The sequence below is a fragment of the Cytophaga hutchinsonii ATCC 33406 genome (genome assembly GCF_000014145.1).
In the GTDB taxonomy this organism is placed as follows: domain Bacteria; phylum Bacteroidota; class Bacteroidia; order Cytophagales; family Cytophagaceae; genus Cytophaga; species Cytophaga hutchinsonii.
Map to the genome: position 1 here is coordinate 473,737 of NC_008255.1, position 16,192 is coordinate 489,928.

Annotated in this window: 15 protein-coding genes; 6 read left to right on the plus strand and 9 right to left on the minus strand. The window is 36.8% G+C overall.

Annotation, left to right across the window (positions count from 1 at the left end; genetic code table 11):
* Nucleotides 1-7: 7 nt before the first annotated feature.
* From CHU_RS02040 to CHU_RS02065, 5 genes are all read right to left on the minus strand, one after another.
* Nucleotides 8-970, minus strand: coding sequence for a hypothetical protein (locus tag CHU_RS02040; RefSeq protein ID WP_011583810.1), 963 nt, complete (start codon nucleotides 968-970; stop codon nucleotides 8-10).
* Entirely contained in the window at nucleotides 967-1,683 is a 717-nt protein-coding gene (locus CHU_RS02045; protein WP_011583811.1) for a metallophosphoesterase, read from the minus strand. Before CHU_RS02045 ends, CHU_RS02040 begins: the two co-directional genes overlap by 4 nt.
* A 492-nt stretch (nucleotides 1,684-2,175) precedes the next feature.
* A complete protein-coding gene (locus tag CHU_RS02055; protein ID WP_011583813.1) occupies nucleotides 2,176-2,667 on the minus strand; it encodes a hypothetical protein in 492 nt (163 codons plus the stop codon).
* A gap of 23 nt (nucleotides 2,668-2,690) precedes the next feature.
* Nucleotides 2,691-3,140, minus strand: a complete 450-nt coding sequence (locus CHU_RS02060; protein WP_011583814.1) for a c-type cytochrome — start codon at nucleotides 3,138-3,140, stop codon at nucleotides 2,691-2,693.
* Nucleotides 3,141-3,224: 84 nt separating this feature from the next.
* The gene (locus tag CHU_RS02065) at nucleotides 3,225-5,780 is read right to left on the minus strand and encodes a CHAT domain-containing protein (protein WP_011583815.1); all 2,556 of its coding nucleotides are present in this window, start codon (nucleotides 5,778-5,780) and stop codon (nucleotides 3,225-3,227) included.
* 285 nt (nucleotides 5,781-6,065) lie between these two features.
* Between CHU_RS02065 and CHU_RS02070 the strand changes: the two genes are divergently transcribed.
* Complete coding sequence (locus CHU_RS02070) at nucleotides 6,066-6,500, plus strand: hypothetical protein (protein WP_011583816.1); 435 nt, start codon at nucleotides 6,066-6,068, stop codon at nucleotides 6,498-6,500.
* A gap of 171 nt (nucleotides 6,501-6,671) precedes the next feature.
* The gene (locus CHU_RS02075) at nucleotides 6,672-6,872 is read left to right on the plus strand and encodes a putative signal transducing protein (RefSeq protein ID WP_041932135.1); all 201 of its coding nucleotides are present in this window, start codon (nucleotides 6,672-6,674) and stop codon (nucleotides 6,870-6,872) included.
* Nucleotides 6,873-6,948: 76 nt separating this feature from the next.
* Here the strand turns inward: CHU_RS02075 and CHU_RS02080 are convergent, their stop codons facing one another.
* Nucleotides 6,949-7,194, minus strand: a complete 246-nt coding sequence (locus tag CHU_RS02080) for a hypothetical protein (protein WP_143143953.1) — start codon at nucleotides 7,192-7,194, stop codon at nucleotides 6,949-6,951.
* 164 nt (nucleotides 7,195-7,358) lie between these two features.
* On the opposite strand from CHU_RS02080, the gene CHU_RS02085 reads away from it, so the two are divergent.
* From CHU_RS02085 to CHU_RS02100, 4 genes are all read left to right on the plus strand, one after another.
* Complete coding sequence (locus CHU_RS02085; RefSeq protein WP_011583819.1) at nucleotides 7,359-8,054, plus strand: YgaP-like transmembrane domain; 696 nt, start codon at nucleotides 7,359-7,361, stop codon at nucleotides 8,052-8,054.
* Between the two features lie 70 nt (nucleotides 8,055-8,124).
* Nucleotides 8,125-8,664: a lipocalin family protein gene (locus CHU_RS02090; RefSeq protein ID WP_011583820.1), complete on the plus strand. Its 540-nt coding sequence runs from the start codon at nucleotides 8,125-8,127 to the stop codon at nucleotides 8,662-8,664.
* A 39-nt stretch (nucleotides 8,665-8,703) separates the two neighbouring features.
* Nucleotides 8,704-9,819 carry a mechanosensitive ion channel family protein gene (locus CHU_RS02095; protein WP_011583821.1) on the plus strand — a complete coding sequence of 372 codons (1,116 nt, stop codon included), beginning with the start codon at nucleotides 8,704-8,706 and terminating at the stop codon, nucleotides 9,817-9,819.
* Between the two features lie 106 nt (nucleotides 9,820-9,925).
* Nucleotides 9,926-13,861 carry a choice-of-anchor D domain-containing protein gene (locus CHU_RS02100; RefSeq protein WP_041932136.1) on the plus strand — a complete coding sequence of 1,312 codons (3,936 nt, stop codon included), beginning with the start codon at nucleotides 9,926-9,928 and terminating at the stop codon, nucleotides 13,859-13,861.
* 22 nt (nucleotides 13,862-13,883) lie between these two features.
* On the opposite strand, the gene CHU_RS02105 is transcribed toward CHU_RS02100, so the two are convergent.
* The 3 genes from CHU_RS02105 to CHU_RS02115 all read right to left on the minus strand — a co-directional run bounded on the left by CHU_RS02105 (nucleotide 13,884) and on the right by CHU_RS02115 (nucleotide 16,068).
* Complete coding sequence (locus CHU_RS02105; RefSeq protein WP_011583823.1) at nucleotides 13,884-14,378, minus strand: hypothetical protein; 495 nt, start codon at nucleotides 14,376-14,378, stop codon at nucleotides 13,884-13,886.
* 294 nt (nucleotides 14,379-14,672) lie between these two features.
* Complete coding sequence (locus CHU_RS02110) at nucleotides 14,673-15,443, minus strand: hypothetical protein (RefSeq protein WP_187148216.1); 771 nt, start codon at nucleotides 15,441-15,443, stop codon at nucleotides 14,673-14,675.
* A 193-nt stretch (nucleotides 15,444-15,636) separates the two neighbouring features.
* Complete coding sequence (locus tag CHU_RS02115) at nucleotides 15,637-16,068, minus strand: energy transducer TonB (protein WP_011583825.1); 432 nt, start codon at nucleotides 16,066-16,068, stop codon at nucleotides 15,637-15,639.
* Nucleotides 16,069-16,192: the final 124 nt, after the last annotated feature.

Here is a 16,192-nt window from a genome sequence, read left to right on the forward strand (position 1 = left end):
ATATTTTTTATTTGGCTTCCGCACGGTTTTTAATTAATTCCAATTCATTTTTTAGAATATCTGACATAAGATAATTTCCCCATAATCCTGCATACCAATTAAACGGAGTATTGATATAAAACTTACTTGTCAGTTTTAATTTACTGCAGCCATTAGAAAGTGCCTGCAATTCATATGTATCTTCTAAGATGTCTAAATGTTTACCACCGATGAGAATGTGTTCATCCATAACCTGTGCGGAAATTTTATCCGGATCTGTTTTTATGTCAAGAATCATGAGCCGTTCAGGTTCATAAGCTGTGATTGTTTCTTCGAAGGTTAATCCTTTTTCATAATAGGCAGTCCGTTTACCGCCAACACGGGCAGTGTCTAAATGCGTACGTATGTGTCTTGGAAATCCAAGTGTGCTGGAAATAATTGATTTTTTCTCTATCGAATCTACTTCGTTAATATGAATTAATTCCGACCATATTTCTGTTGGAGAAGCTTGTAAGGAGATCTCCTTTGTTACAGTAAGAATTTGTCCTGAAGATGTTCGTTCACCTTCGATCAATCCGATCAGAATCGGAATTAACAGGATCATAGAAGCGTCTAATGTTGGTCGGTTTTTCCAATCATCTTCTGAAACATTTTTTCTTTTACGTGTTTTATGTGCAAGTATTCCACCTAATCCTGCTAATACCGAAAAAATGGGGAAGATCATAATCCAGCAGATTGTTCCTTCTATTTTTGTTATAAGGGTTATAATAAGAATAACAAAACACGTAATCCATGGCTTTAAAAAAGCGCTCCAGTTCGTTTTTGTTTTTTCAGCCGGTATTAAAATGATTGTCAGGTAACCAATTACAAACGGGATTAAAAATAAAAAAGTAATACTCATGATCTCCAGAAAACCATGAAGAAGCCCAAATGATAAACGTATGCAGAGCCCGTATATAGTTGCGATGGTAATAGCGAATAAACCTTTCATTTGTTACTGTTATTTTTAATTTCAACGAATATAATATCCTTTTTACAATTAAAGCGGATAGGCAGCGTATCTCCTAAACCTTTACTGATAAGATAAAGACAATTCTTTACCTGTCTACGTAAAAAATTGAATGTATAAAAAAATCTTCCCGGGTACAAGCCATTTTCATTCTGCCAGAAAACGCATTGGCATCCGTGTAGATGCCCTGCGAATGCAATGTGGTATGGAATTTTAAATGCATCCAGCGATACGGGTTTATGCAGACATAAAATATTAAAGTCGGCAGGTATGCTTGACTGGGTTTCATTGTTTCCGGTTAATAGAATGTTGTACTCCTGAATGTTGACAACGGCAGACTGATTTTCCAGCCAGTGTATATTATTGCTTTCAATTAGTTTTTTTATTTCATCAATTCCATAGAAATAATCATGATTTCCTGCAATGGAAAAAACATTTTTTCGTGCAGATAAGAACTTGAAAAAGGTGCTTAAATAATCCCAGCCGTTTCTGCAATCTATATAATCACCTCCTAATATAATAATAGTCGGGTTTAACTCCTGAATGCACTTTGATAAACGTGTGCAGATATCTTTTGAAAAAACAGTGAGATGTAAATCTGAAATGTACAAAACACTAAAGTTGCATACATGGTCACTTTCGTACCGCTCTTTTCGAATTTCAAACGGATGGTTGTATCCAATCTCTAACTTCATTTTTGTACCAGATTAGTAGTGCAAGGCAACCGATATGCCAGTTGCGGAGCGGATCAGTATAATTTATTAATCCATATAGCATGAAAAAAGCTATCAGGATGACTGTGAAAACTGTTTTAACTATTCCAAGTCTATATGTTTGTTTTATGCTTTGCCAAATGGGATTTTCTACGTTGTCAATTAATAGCGGAAATAAAAACAAGAAGTGTACTTCAGCAATATAAAAGAAAAAAATTGATAGCGGTAGTAATAAAATATGTATAGGGTATAATAAGACGAGTGAAATAAAAAAAAGGCTCAAACTTATGCCGTATTTTAAAAGGCCATATAAAGTAAAAGGGACGGAATGCGGAAAATTATTTTCTGATTGATTCATATGACTATGCATCCAGATGGCGCCATTTGAAAATAAATGAATGGATCGTACCTGCTTACATTGTGTCGGGGCAGCATTATATAATAAGGTGCTTTCCTGAATGAGTTTTTTAGCATTCATTTGCAATAGATAAAATGAAACCATGTAATCCAGGCAACTCCATTTCCGTAAACAAGCATTCTATGATATATATTTTCACGTTTAGAGCATCTTTTTATATGAAATACAAATTCATCATAACAAATAGTAACTACAGTATAGATTAAAAATAAAATAATAGGTATTAAATAAAATATCGGTGTTGCACTGATCATTGCCAGCCACATAAGCATAAACATGGGGATGCCGCCTAAACCAAGTGCTGCGGCTTCTGCGTCACGTTCTTTTTTTGAAATTTTAAGTTTTAACGGATCCCGGTGAAATGACCAATCCAGTACACCTCCTATGGTTGCAATAATTCCGAAGATACCAATAATGAAAAATTGCCAGGGTAAAAAAGGAAATACAGAAATTATATGAAGAGACGCATGGTTTCGGAAAATATACAGACAAAATATAAAACCTAATGCAGGCAAAAATAATAGTAGCAGGGATAAATAATTTCGCATAAATCAATAAGAGCAATGCCGCGTTATTTTTCGGGAATATAGAGTAAACTGTGTTCAATATACATTAAAATGGAATCAATCTCAGCCTTTGTAAATGTGGGGAAGGATGTCATCTCAGCTTTGTTGTATTTGTTGTATACATTAATGGCCATGGTATCTCCTTTATTTATCAGGCCACGCGAGTTCTGAACAAAAGCGTAGATCCATTTTTTAGATCTTCTTTCTGTAATGCCAGACAATGCAGGCCCAACAGATTCTGCGTGGAGTTTATGACAGGATTTGCAATTGTCTTTATACAGCATTTCACCTGTACTATTCGCGGATATTAAAATGGGTTGGTCATAAGGAACAGATACTACACCGCAATAAAAGCCTGTTTTCAGGGGTGGATTATAAAAGTTCAGCACCAACATCCCTGCCAGTAAAAGTACGAGAATCAAAAACAAAATATTCAGTTTGGAAATGTATTTCATCGGGGTTTTTAAAAGTTGGAAAAGGTAAAAAATAAACCGGAAATAACCTCAGGTAAACAGCTCATTTTTTGTATGCAAAATATGTTATTGTTCCAGTAAGACAAAAGCACCCCAATAATACGGCTCAGGATAACGTGCTTTTATTCGTTGCTGAGCAAACAGATAGGCTTCCGAACAGGATTTGTGTTCAAGTAAATCCGAGTAAAAATGATACATCCACTCGGCAGTAATGGCATCATCAATTTTCCAAAGCGAAACCAGTACTTTTTTGGCTCCGGCTACCAGCAAGCCTCTTTGCAAGCCAAGTATGCCTTCCTGGTTATCAAGTGTACCTAAACCGCTTTGACACGCTGACAACACAACCAGTTCTGTAGCACTTAAATTTAACTGAGCAATTTCATACGACGTTAATATGCCATCATCATTCATTGAAGCATCCAAGAACGAAATATCACACACCCCGCTGAGCACTAATCCGGAATGAATCATGGATTCCAGGTAATCATCTTCCGGAGTTATTTCTAAATATCCGTGCGTGGCAATATGCATAATAGAATAAACAGCGGTGTCATTTTTTATAGTTGTTTCGGTTGCCGTTTTTTCGCTATAACGAATTGTTTCAAGAGCTTTTTTCCTGAATAATGGTTCAATGGCATCAACTTCTTTTTTCGTTCCGGGCAAATCTGAATAGACACAATCTGTATCCGTTGCACCGTAAAGCGGATGATAAATAAATACAGATGTATGTAATAAAATAGTCGAAGCACGCTGTTTATAGGAAAGAATATTCTCTGTCTTATTCAGGTAAATAAGTGAAGTTGTTTTTTTATCCGCATCCGCTAAAAGAGTATGTATATTCATACATTCGTAGATACCGTCACGTACCAGATACACGGTTCGGATAGCGCTATGTTGAGATATAAAGTTTTCAATCGGCTGCCAATACAGGACTAAATTTTTTGTATCCTGAATTTTAAACTGGATCGCATTTTTGTAATACGCATATGCTTTACCATCTAACATACTTGCTGCTGGTAGCCATATTTTATGAGGTGTATCAGCTTCTTTCAGGTATACTAATGCCAGATAGTTGCCCGTTGGCTGTAGTGGTTTTATGATTTCGACAATGCATTCGGTTGCTTCCAATGCGGCAGTAATGTCAGCTACTGAATGATATTTGCGTTTTTCAACGGAAGATATGCTCGTGAGTTTTTTTTCAATGCGGGTAGCACGATCCGTTAGTGTATTTAATTCTGCGGATGTTTCTGTATCATCTTTCGATTTTAATAAATATATTTTTGCAATGGCGTCTTTTAATTCTTTTAATTCCTCTACCATACTTGCCTGCGCGCTGTCATGTATGTTTTCCCAAATCCTGTGCTGCCGTTGTGTTTCTTCCAGTATAAGTTCAGATACATACCAACGGTTCTCAATCCATTGGTTGAATAATATTTTGTTTGATTCAGAATGGCTGGAAGAATCCGCGTGCATCATATCAAATACAAAGGTTGTAAACTCTTTCCAGTAAGCTGTGTGGGCTTTTACGTATTGAATTTTTTCTTCTTCTCCCAGATATTTAAAGTACGCATCAATTTCTTCTTTTTTTGTGTTTAAAATAAAATCATACATGGATCTTGCTTCCTGGTTTTTACCTGTAGCATGATTTATTTTTGCAAGCAGCAGGTAACCATGCAACGTACTTAAGCCGGTTTTTCCAAGAAGTTTTTCTTTAATCGTAATAGATGCATTACAATAGGTTAAGGCTTCAGAAAAATTTCCGGAAGCAAAATAAACATTCGCTATTGTATGCAGCGTTGTGGCATAAGACAAGGTCCGCTTACCAATACTTGAAGCTTTCCGCTCACGTACGTCCTGGAGAATATTTAGTGCAGCTGCATAATTATTTTGCTGCCTGTAAAGTTCGGCTAAATTATTCCGGGCAAGTAACGTGCTCGGGTGATTTGGTCCGTATCGTTTAATTTTAATTTTTATAGCTGCGGTGTATAAGCTGTCGGCCCGCATGTAGTCTTTTTGTTTCATGTACACCCCAGCCAGGTTATTCAGACTAATGGTAATAGAAGGGTCTTCGGGGTCTAAACAGGATTGTTTGAGTCGGAGGCTTTCAGAAAAATACATAATGGACCGCTCATATTGACCAAGTCTTTTGTAGATAACACCGAGATCATTTAGTGTTATTGCTTTTGATGCGCAAGGGATACTCGCTGAATTTTCCTGTATTTCAAGAAGCTTAATGAGGATAGCTTCAGCTTCATTATATTTTCCCTGTCGTTTACTTAAGGCTGCTAAATTTTGCTGGCAGATTGCATAATATTCTGAAGATGGAGTAAAAGACTGTTCCGCAAGATGTAAAAGAGTGGATGCATTTTTGTATGCAGCATTTTCCAACGCACATATACCCATATATAAAATGCAGCTGGTGTATGCTTCAGATTTTTTATCTTCTATATTTTTTAAACAAGCAGAAAAATTTTTATACGCATCCGGATAATTTCCTGTTTTGTATACATTCATCGAATGTGTAAAGCAGCTTGTAGTATCCTGGGCACGTAGCTGATGTGTAAGCAGGTTGATACTGATAAATAGAAAGAGTATAATCCGTGAAATAAAAGGAGATTTCATGGGGTGTAATATGAGGTATACGTGGCAACAAGATAAAAATAATTGTATGAATTATGCGATGTCTGCATATTAAAGTTTTGTTTATGTAATAGATCTGTAAGTGTATGGTAATCTTGTTGATAGTATTGTTTAGAGGTGATACAAAAAGTGGTATGCAAAAGGTGGCTTATTAGCTAAAAAGCACATGTGATTTTTACAACGTTTTAAAAAACGCATGTAATCCATATTAGAGTAAAAAAAAGAAATTTGGAGTTATCAATCAATATCCATTAAAACAGTACCACTATGAGTATCTTTCAAAACATTTCCGAATACGAAAAAAATGCCTTGTTAAACTATCCGGCTTATATTTCTTTATTAGCAGCTAATAAAGATGGTGTGCTGGATGATGCAGAAAGAAAAGCGGCAGTTGAATTGTACAGGACAAAAACATTTGCGAGCGACGAATTGCTGGAAGAATTTTATTCAGAACAAGATGTAGTTTTTGAAAAAAATCTATTGGAAATTGACAAGAGGCTTCCAAAAGAAAAAGAGAAAAGAGAGTCTGTGATAAAGACTGAATTAATATACATTTCAAATGTCTTGTCAAAGCTGGATGAAAAATATAGTAATGCCATGAATAAAAGTATGGAAGCTTTTAAAGAACATGTTTCAAAAGCACATCACAGTATATTGGTGAATTTTATTTTACCGATACCAATTGCAGGATTATCTGATTAATCACACTCCGGTTAGATGAATTAGATAAAGATAAAAATAAAAGATCATTAGAAAGGATGCACACGTAGGCTCGGATGCGTTTGAGGAATATGGAAGTATTCACTTACGTATGAACCACAGCCTTTTGGCAGGGATCCTGAAAAGAAATAACTAATTTAAATGCAGACCTATATGGCACACGATAGCATAATTACCATACGTACATTCAATAACCTTGCTGAGGCATCGATTATTCAGAACAAATTAGCAAATGAAGGTATTGAATCTTTTATAGAAAATGAAAACGTTATGGGGCTTAATCCTTCCGGAGGCGTTGAGTTAAAAGTATTGGCGCAGGATGAACGTTCTGCAAGATTAATCGTTGAAGAGTAATTAATTCAGTTGACAGTTACTGCCTGCGATAGATTTTAATACTATATTAAAATCTATCGCAGGCAGTAACTGTATATTAAATATTATTGGGATAGGTTGTTTTTAACCAGGTATCAAGCATATCCGGAGCATCAAATAAATGTTCGGTTTCCTCTCCGTTAAATTCTTCTGTATATATTTCTACTTCACTGTTCCGTTCTTTAATATGCTCATACATACTAAGCACAAGACTGTCAAATAATGAATGATTAAACATTGCTGCTTCTGTGAGGATAGCATGGTTAATCTTTAAAATTTTAGCGTTTGTTGTAATCGGTTCCATAACGTATAGTTTTTGATTATAAATATAAATTACCGGTTTTTTTGACTTGAGTCGTTTACATGATTTTGGGAAATCGTTGTATGTTCGCCACAAGGAGTTGATATTAACTTTTTCAGACGTTAACTTGATAGTAATACATCAAGCTAACTAAACAACCACAAACCATGGAAAAGAAATTAACTGTTAATGTATCTGATACGGAGCGTATTGCTTCGGTATTAGCCGGATCTTATTTTATGTACCGTTCTTTGAAACGTCAGCCTAAAAACTATGCAGCAATCGCATCTGCAGGCCTTTTATTATTCAGAGGTGTAACAGGTCATTGTCCGGGTTATTCGGCTGCAGGGAAGAAGACGTTGCCCGCTCCGGTTCACAATATAGATATCGAAACATCGGTTATCGTTAACCGTCCGGTGGATACCGTTTATTCTTTCTGGAGGAGATTGGAAAATCTACCCTTGTTTATGACACATTTAAAAAGTGTAAAGCAGAAAGATCATAATAAATCGGATTGGGAAGCTTATTTGCCCGGCGGCATCGGAAGTATTCACTGGGAAGCGAAAATTGTAAAAGATAAACCAGGCAAAGTAATCGCGTGGAGCTCACTTGAAAATTCTACCATACATAATGCAGGCAAAGTTATGTTTGAAGATATTGGTGAATTAGGTACCGTTATAAATGTTGTAATCAGTTATCAGGCACCACTGGGTGTTGCAGGTGAAAAAGTATTGGCATTACTTACGCCTACGTTTGAAAAAATGATCCGAAAAGATATTGTTAATTTCAAACAGTATATTGAAACAGGCAAATTGCCAACAGATAAAGAATATGCAGAAAACGGCAAATCACAATTTGAATAAAATGCTGTGTGTTGCCTGCGGATAATTATCGAAGGCAACACACAGCATTTTTAAATTTAATTCATCAGCTATGAAAAAGAGAACCATTATAGTGTCTGCATTGGCAGCCTCTGCCTTAGTATTACTTTTTTCTTCCTTAACATTTAAAAAGAAAAATGTTGATGTTGTTAAGCCCTTTGATCAGAGAAAATACCTGGGTAAATGGTATGAGATTGCGCGCCTGGATTATTCCTGGGAAAAGAATCTGAATAACGTAACCGCTACATATTCGTTGCGTGAAGACGGAAAAATAAAAGTAGATAACAAAGGCTATAATGTAAAAAAAGAAAAATGGGAGGAGAGTGTCGGCAAAGCTGCTCCCGTTGCAGACCCGGCAGAAGGCAGGCTAAAAGTTTCGTTTTTCGGTCCGTTTTATGCTGGTTATAATGTTGTAGCCATTGATGATGCGTATACGTATGCGCTTGTTGCAGGTGAAAATACCAAATACCTGTGGATTCTTTCCCGGAAAAAAACAATTCCGGAAAATGTAAAAGAAGCATACCTGAAAAAAGCACAATCACTGGGGTATGACACAGCAGCACTTATTTGGGTAACGCATAACAAGGATTAAAAGATTAATAATTAATGCGCATAAGGATACGCAGCTTCTATGGAAAAATTTATCTTTTATTGGTCAGGTGAGCTTTTTGGAAAATTTCAAAGCGTATTCATTTTAATTACATTCGCATTAGTCGGGTATGTAATGGGTGTGGTTTTTTATAAAGCCATTGAATATGTATTGATTCGCCTTTCCGGAACAAACTATAAAGCTATCAGTCGGAATTTTAAATTTTCACTGCGTTTTTTCACAACAGTTTTATTGTTAAACATTGGTCTGGCATTTACCAATTTTCATGATAAAACAGAACGTACCGTTGGTAAAATTCTGTTTATCCTGATTGTTATTTCGCTTGCATATATTCTGATTCGGATTCTTCAGTTTATTAAAGATATTCTGTATTTAAAATTTGATGTTAACATTACCGGTAATATCAATGAACGCAGAGCGCGCACTCAGGTTGATTTTTTACAGAAGCTTGGTACCGCATTTGTGATTTTCATTTCCATCGCAATTGTACTGATGAGTTTTGAACGAGTTCGTGAATTGGGTACAAGCCTGCTGGCTTCTGCCGGCATTGCAGGTATCATTATAGGTTTTGCAGCACAAAAGTCATTAGGGAATCTGTTGGCAGGTTTTCAGATTGCGTTTACGCAGCCGATGCGGTATGATGATGTAGTGATTGTACAAGGTCAATATGGGCGTGTGGAAGAGATTACGCTCACATATGTAGTTGTTAAACTATGGGACGAAAGAAGATTGATATTACCTATATCGTACTTTATTGATAATGCATTTGAAAACTGGACGCGTACTTCTTCAGAAATGTTAGGAGCGGTTGTACTGTATACAGATTTTGCAATGCCGCTGGAGCCTATGCGCGAAGAATTAAAAAGATTGCTGGATAATGAAGGTAAAATTCTCTGGAATGGTAAAGTTGCCGTTGTGCAGCTTACAGATTTGAATGAACAATCTATGCAGGTTCGGATTTTAGTAAGTGCATTTAATTCCGGATTGCTATTTGATCTGCGCTGTCTGATACGCGAAAAAATGATGCAGTTTATTATACAAAATTATCCGCACTGTTTACCTGTCAGACGGATTCTTTCCGACCCTATTACAAACCCGTCGTCAGGTATTGTATCCGTTGGAAATCAGGGAGTATAAGTAACTGTAAGCGACAGGTTGTGGTATAAGATTGAACTCATAATACAGTATTTTACCCGGTGTTTTTATTTGAATCAAAAGCATATTTAGGTAAATTGGCTTGTATATGCGTTTGATTCAAAAAAACTTGCTGTTTGTTATTCTCATCAGTTGTCTGATGAACAGTAATACGGTAAAGGCACAGCAGCTTACATTATTTAATATTGATACAACGAAATATCCGGTAGTAAAGGCGGATTTTTTTGCGCTGGATAAACTTGAAAACCAGATAACCACACTGACGCGGGAATCGGTTTCCATTCATGAAAATGGAATTGAACAACAGGTTGTGAAGGTGGTTAATCCGGCAGCCGTTAAACCAAAATCAATTTCGCTTGTACTCACCATTGATATTTCAGAATCCATGCAAAAGCAATATATGCCGCTGGCTAAAAATGCAGCAGCAGCTATTGTAAATAAGTTGCCATTGGATATTTCAGAATGTGCGGTAACAAGCTTTAATGATGTAAGTTTTATCAATACCGATTTTACACGGGACCGGTTTAAGCTGCTGCAATCCATACAGACATTAGTTCCTGCCGGCGGTACGGACTACAACAAAGGATTTATTAAGTCGAATGCCGGGGGATTGGATATATTGAAAAAAGGACTACATGAAAAGGTTCTCATTTTTTTAACCGATGGGTATGGGGATGTAAACCCGACAGAAATTATTCAACAGGCAAAAAGTATAGGCGCCAAAGTATATGTGATTACCTTAGGCATGAGCGCTCCCGAAGAACTAAAGCGCATTGTAACAGCAACCAACGGCAGTTATTATGAAAACGTTATTTCTGAACAGGAAATCAATGCTGTTTATATGAGTATATTGTACCGGAGCCAGGGGCTTACTCCATCTTCTGTAGAATGGATCAGCACTGCAGGTTGCGGATATTCAAAAGATGTTGCGTTCAGTGAAAAAAGGAATACATTAAAGCAAGCACCCGCTCAGTACAATGCTCCCGTCAGGCATACCGTGCGTTTGCGCGCAGATGTAAATACAATCACCTTCAATACGGAAACCAAAGAAATACCGGTTGCTTTAAAAGCGGTTAATGGAGATTTTTCTGTTACAGCGTTCAATTCATCTCATCCTTTTTTTTCATTAGCTGCACCTGCATTTCCCCGTACAATAAAAAAAGATGAAACTGTAAATGTTATTGTAACGAATACAGGATCTATAACAGAATTTGTTTCAGGAAGAATTGAATTGACTTCTGCGGGCTGCCAATCAACGTATATTTATTTTCAGTGTCAGCCGCCTTCCAGCCAGCCTGTATTAAATCTGGTTGCGCCAAATGGGAAAGAAACATTTTACGTCGGCCAGGATACGCTGATCCGGTGGAGTGTGCAGCATACAACAGCTCCTGTAAAAATTTCTTTCAGCAGCAACGCAGGAAAAAAATGGATGATAATAGCCGACAGCATTACAACGGGGCAGTTCAACTGGAAAATTCCGAATACGCCTGGTACCGATAATTTAATAAAAGTAGAAGCCGCAGCAGCAAAAAATAACGTAAAGCCCGTTTCAAAAGTGGTGTACGATGGCTTTACGGATATGATGAATGCATATAATCTGAGCCCGGATGGTTCAAGGTACATATCGCAGACCGGAACAGAATTGCTGCTGCATGATACCTATACCAATGCCATTATAAATAAAACAAAAAATACGATCAAAAAAGGATACTTTATTTTTTCACCGGATGGAAAGTATCTGTTTATGTATGATGAAAACCAGCCAATACGCGTATACGATGGACATACGTTTGAATTTATAGAAGAGTGGGGGATATTTAAAAATACCTTAAGCAATTATATTGAGCCCTATATGAGTAACGATCTCAGCCAGTATGTGGCAAGAGATACAGATGGCAGCCTGGGCATTTTCAATTTTAAGACTGGGGTTAAAATGAAGTCCGTTGATTTTGTTAAAGGAAAAGAAATAACAGACTTTACTTCCAGCTATATTGTTTCTCTGGAAGAAGGCGATCATAAGGTTTGGGTATGGGATCATAAAAAAGGAATACGCGTGCTGGAAATCGCTGCTCCGCTGGAACGTATTGTTAATGCTGAATTTAATGCAGATGAAAATGTGCTGATTATTCATACCTGGGGGAACGATGGAAAAAATCAGAACTTTACCGCATACGATTTAACCGGCAAACAACTATACACCTATAAAAATACCGATAAAGCATTCATGTCATTGGATACCTATCAGAACTATGCATTATGTTCTGTAGCAGATAAACCGGCATTGATTGAAATGAATACGGGTAAAATCGTATTAAGCTATATGTTATCTGAGCCGGTTAAATTTGGCTGGTTTGTGCCTTTCAGTAACGGAAAATATATTTTATTGACAGGCACATCTTCCAGTAATGTATATATGCTGACGTCTGGTATCGATGGCTCGAAAGATGCACCTGCACAGGATCAATCGGATGCTGTATTTACCATTCTTTCAATAAAACCTCTTGCAACTAACATAGTGTTTCCGGCTGTTTATAACGGCAATAAAAAAGATACAGTTGTTGCAGCCTGTATTAAGAATAATACTGCTGTAGATATAACGGTTAAGAAAATCTCTATTGAAGGAACAAACGCAGCATCGTTTAAGCTGCTGAATCCAATCACCGGATTTACGATACATCCAAAATCCAGTCAGGATATTGAAATCCGTTTTGCGCCTGTTACTGCAGGCATGCACCAGGCAATATTAACCGTTATTACATTGTATGATACTGTTCGTGTTCAAATATCCGGAACAGGAATTATAAAACCATATAAGCTGCAGCTGGCTGAACTCAATATGGGTACAGTAGAAGTAGGTAAATCAAAAGATACGACATTCACCCGCCTCCTTACCAATACCAGTGCAGGCACGCTATATATCACGTCTATGCGGTTGGCAGGGCCGGATAAAACACAATTCAAAATTGTATCTTCAACCACTGCAACACTTGCATCTGGTGCATCGGCAGAGATCAAACTGAATTTTTCACCTACTCAACGAGGAAGAACATCCACACAGCTTACTATTGATATTAAAGATGCCGTGAATACACTTACAGTACCTGTGTACGCAGAAGCCTATCTTCCGCGTAAATATACGGTTCAGCTTAATTATATAGATGCTTCGACAAACACGGCTACAGCAGCAGCAGTGACCTGTATTGATCGGCAATCTAAAAAAAGCATGGAGTCTGCTGTAATCAATGCTGGTAAAAGTTCAACAACGGCTGTATATGCTGACCGCATATATGTTTTTACGGTCACAAAAGCAGGATATAAAACCGTTGTTGACAGCGTGAATTTATTAAAGACAATTACAGATAATATACTAACAAAAGAAATTATATTAATTCCGGATGGCCCGTCAACACCTGTTACACGGGTGCTTTCCGGACATGTTTTTATTAAAGGTACGCAGTCGCCGCTTTGGTCGCATATTTCTTTTTACAGTTCAGTAAATAAAACACTGATTAAAAAAATTGAAAGTGAACCCGATGGTACGTATAACATTACATTACCGATTGGTACGTATGCTGTACAGGTAGAAAAAGAAGGATATGTAAATGAGAACACGACACTGGAAATCAGTAATGGAACGAACGATCAGGTTAAAAATTTTGAATTAACACCAATCAAAGTTGGGGAAACAATTCGCCTGCCGCATGTGTATTTTGCACGGGGAGGTACAACGCTGCTGGAAAGCAGCTATGAATCGCTTGATCAGCTGTATACCTTATTAACAGATAATCCTACGATGCGCATAGAGTTATTGGGTTATACCGACAACCAGGGCGATGCAAAGCTGAATGTACTTTTGTCTGAACAGCGTGTAGCGGCTATCAAAGATTATCTGGTAGGGAAGGGCATCGCAGAAACACGAATTGGCGGTAAAGGATACGGCGGTGCAAACCCGATTGCCAGCAACGCTACAGAAGAGACGCGGCAGTTAAACCGGCGGGTTGAATTTAAAATTGTAAGTAAGTAGGAACGGTGCCGACTGCAGGCTGTTATTGAGCAGAAGTAATGTATTGTTCAAGATTATCAATACAGATCGGAGGATAGTAATCTCTGCTTTCAGAATATTTATGTACCACTTCAATTGCTTTTACACATTCAACATTCGGGCGTGCATTTGTGGCAAGTATTTCATATTCCTCCAATGTATTGAAGGTGTCATTTACAAAACTGAAATGCGGGTGAGCTGTTTTTGAATCCATTGCATAATGGTGCAGATCAATTTTTATTGGATTGCTTTTTATTGCATACTTATATCCATAGCGGTGAATCTTATCTTCAGCACCGCATTTATCCAGATGAGAATAACTGAGGTAATCCATTGTATATTCAATAAAATCATAGGTCTTACTGATTGCAGTAATGATTCTGGAATTACATTTATGAATATTTTCGTTTTCAGTAAACAGTAACAGTCTTAAATATATAATCCTGCCATCATCTTTTGTTTTAAAATTGTAGCTAACGCAATAATAAGATTTTAACATGGGTGTAAGGATGTGTGTTATTCCACTATCTGTTAATCAATCCGGATGTTAGATTGTTTTGATATCTATTGCATTGGCGCAAGGTTAATAGATACTGTCACGTTTTAAGGAAAACATGTGTTCTAACATAAATCAAATATACGAAATAATCACATATTTAAGTTGACGTGAATCTGTTGTATAAAAAAGTTTTATTTTATATAAATATTTAATATTTAGTCATTTATGTTTTATTGTATGCTTATTTCTATGAAATTTTGGATCGTTTTTAGAAAAATAGATCCATACTAAGTACTAAAAATAAGCGCCTAAACCAATAGCAGCAAAATGATATTTCGGCGTTGCAATTTTCAAACGCTGGTAGCCAATTGAGATAAAAAAAATATTTTGATGGTATTTACCTTGTACCTCAAACGTATTAACGGGCAGCCCGTTGATGCCACTCCATTTTATCGAACTGTATAAACTGATTGGCTTTGCAATAAAAATCTCTGTATTAAATCCAAACGCAAGACCGCCTTTCTTTACATTGTTTGCCACATAGTTTGCGCCTATTGTAAAGCCGAGATTGAATCGTTCTAACCGAATACGATCGTAGCAAAAATCAAGGTTGTATAGCAACAGGTTGTCGTGTTTTTTAAGCGACGTATTGTATTCAAACAATTGAAACATTTCGGATTGAAAATAAAAATAATGAAACGGGCGAAGTTTTGCTTTCAGGTGATTTCCATATAAATTTTGATTGCTGTACATAAAATGATCTTCAATATCAAATCGTATGTTGCGGTGTATATCGGAGCGTGATTTTGCATAATTACCATTCAATGGTGCGCAGTATGGATATTTACTTAAGCGGTTATGTAAGTGCCCTTCATTTTCATAATTTCCTATCATACCATAAATAGTATACACAATAAAACTTCCCAGAATAGTACCTGTTAAGCGTTCGCCGGAATTATGGTTCGGAGATTTACGTATATCCTGCTGCGGTACATTTTCTTCTTTTCCTTTCTTTAGTTCTTGTTTGGAAGTATTTAAATCTCCTTGAGCAATGCTGTTATGCATGCTGATAAAAATAAACAAGATGGATAGAATGTTGCGAAAGAACATAATTTGTTACTACAGAATGAAGAAATCAATGACAGGCTCAGTTAATAAAATGTTGTTTGTATTAGGGAGTATATGGTATATACAAGCATTGACGGCTTCTTTGAGAGCAGGCTTTTTACCTGATCATTTATATATAGTGTCTTTGCAATTATTTTTTTCTGACAGATTGGTCTAATGTGAATTTAACCGGTACAATCATTTTACAGCGTATGGGTAAGCCATCTTTCATGGCCGGCTGCCAACGTGGAGATTGGAGTAATACATCAATTACAGCCTGGTCACAGGAAGGACTCAACCCTTTTCCGTTAACCGTTTTAATTGCAGAAATCGAGCCATCTTTCTCTACTGTAAATTGTGTGTATGTTTTTCCTTCAATTCCTTGCTTGCGGGCATCTTTGGGATATACTAAATGAGAAGAAATAAACTCTGCAAAAGCCTGGTCGCCGCCGGGGAATTTAGGGAGTGTATCTGGTGCAGAAGGAATATCTCTGTCTGCTGCGGCAACAGAGTCAGCCATTGTTTGGGCGGACGCGGTAAAGACGATTCCAAGTAAAAAAAAGAAAGAAAACAGTGCTCGCATAGGGATGTGTTTCATAAAAAGATACCTGACATGTGTAAGCAAATGATGTATATAAATGTTCGAAATGATCTTCAATAAAACAAATAAATAGCTATTCTTGTGTTTTTCTAACGGTATATTTGGA

Coding starts and splice junctions, on each gene's coding strand:
- CHU_RS02100 (WP_041932136.1), top strand. CDS start 9,926: ATGCGTTTGATTCAAAAAAACTTGCTGTTTGTTATTCTCATCAGTTGT.
- CHU_RS02060 (WP_011583814.1), bottom strand. CDS start 3,140: ATGAAATACATTTCCAAACTGAATATTTTGTTTTTGATTCTCGTACTT.
- CHU_RS02070 (WP_011583816.1), top strand. CDS start 6,066: ATGAGTATCTTTCAAAACATTTCCGAATACGAAAAAAATGCCTTGTTA.
- CHU_RS02110 (WP_187148216.1), bottom strand. CDS start 15,443: ATGCATAACAGCATTGCTCAAGGAGATTTAAATACTTCCAAACAAGAA.
- CHU_RS02085 (WP_011583819.1), top strand. CDS start 7,359: ATGGAAAAGAAATTAACTGTTAATGTATCTGATACGGAGCGTATTGCT.
- CHU_RS02065 (WP_011583815.1), bottom strand. CDS start 5,780: ATGAAATCTCCTTTTATTTCACGGATTATACTCTTTCTATTTATCAGT.
- CHU_RS02105 (WP_011583823.1), bottom strand. CDS start 14,378: ATGTTAAAATCTTATTATTGCGTTAGCTACAATTTTAAAACAAAAGAT.
- CHU_RS02075 (WP_041932135.1), top strand. CDS start 6,672: ATGGCACACGATAGCATAATTACCATACGTACATTCAATAACCTTGCT.
- CHU_RS02115 (WP_011583825.1), bottom strand. CDS start 16,068: ATGCGAGCACTGTTTTCTTTCTTTTTTTTACTTGGAATCGTCTTTACC.
- CHU_RS02090 (WP_011583820.1), top strand. CDS start 8,125: ATGAAAAAGAGAACCATTATAGTGTCTGCATTGGCAGCCTCTGCCTTA.
- CHU_RS02055 (WP_011583813.1), bottom strand. CDS start 2,667: ATGCGAAATTATTTATCCCTGCTACTATTATTTTTGCCTGCATTAGGT.
- CHU_RS02095 (WP_011583821.1), top strand. CDS start 8,704: ATGGAAAAATTTATCTTTTATTGGTCAGGTGAGCTTTTTGGAAAATTT.
- CHU_RS02040 (WP_011583810.1), bottom strand. CDS start 970: ATGAAAGGTTTATTCGCTATTACCATCGCAACTATATACGGGCTCTGC.
- CHU_RS02045 (WP_011583811.1), bottom strand. CDS start 1,683: ATGAAGTTAGAGATTGGATACAACCATCCGTTTGAAATTCGAAAAGAG.
- CHU_RS02080 (WP_143143953.1), bottom strand. CDS start 7,194: ATGGAACCGATTACAACAAACGCTAAAATTTTAAAGATTAACCATGCT.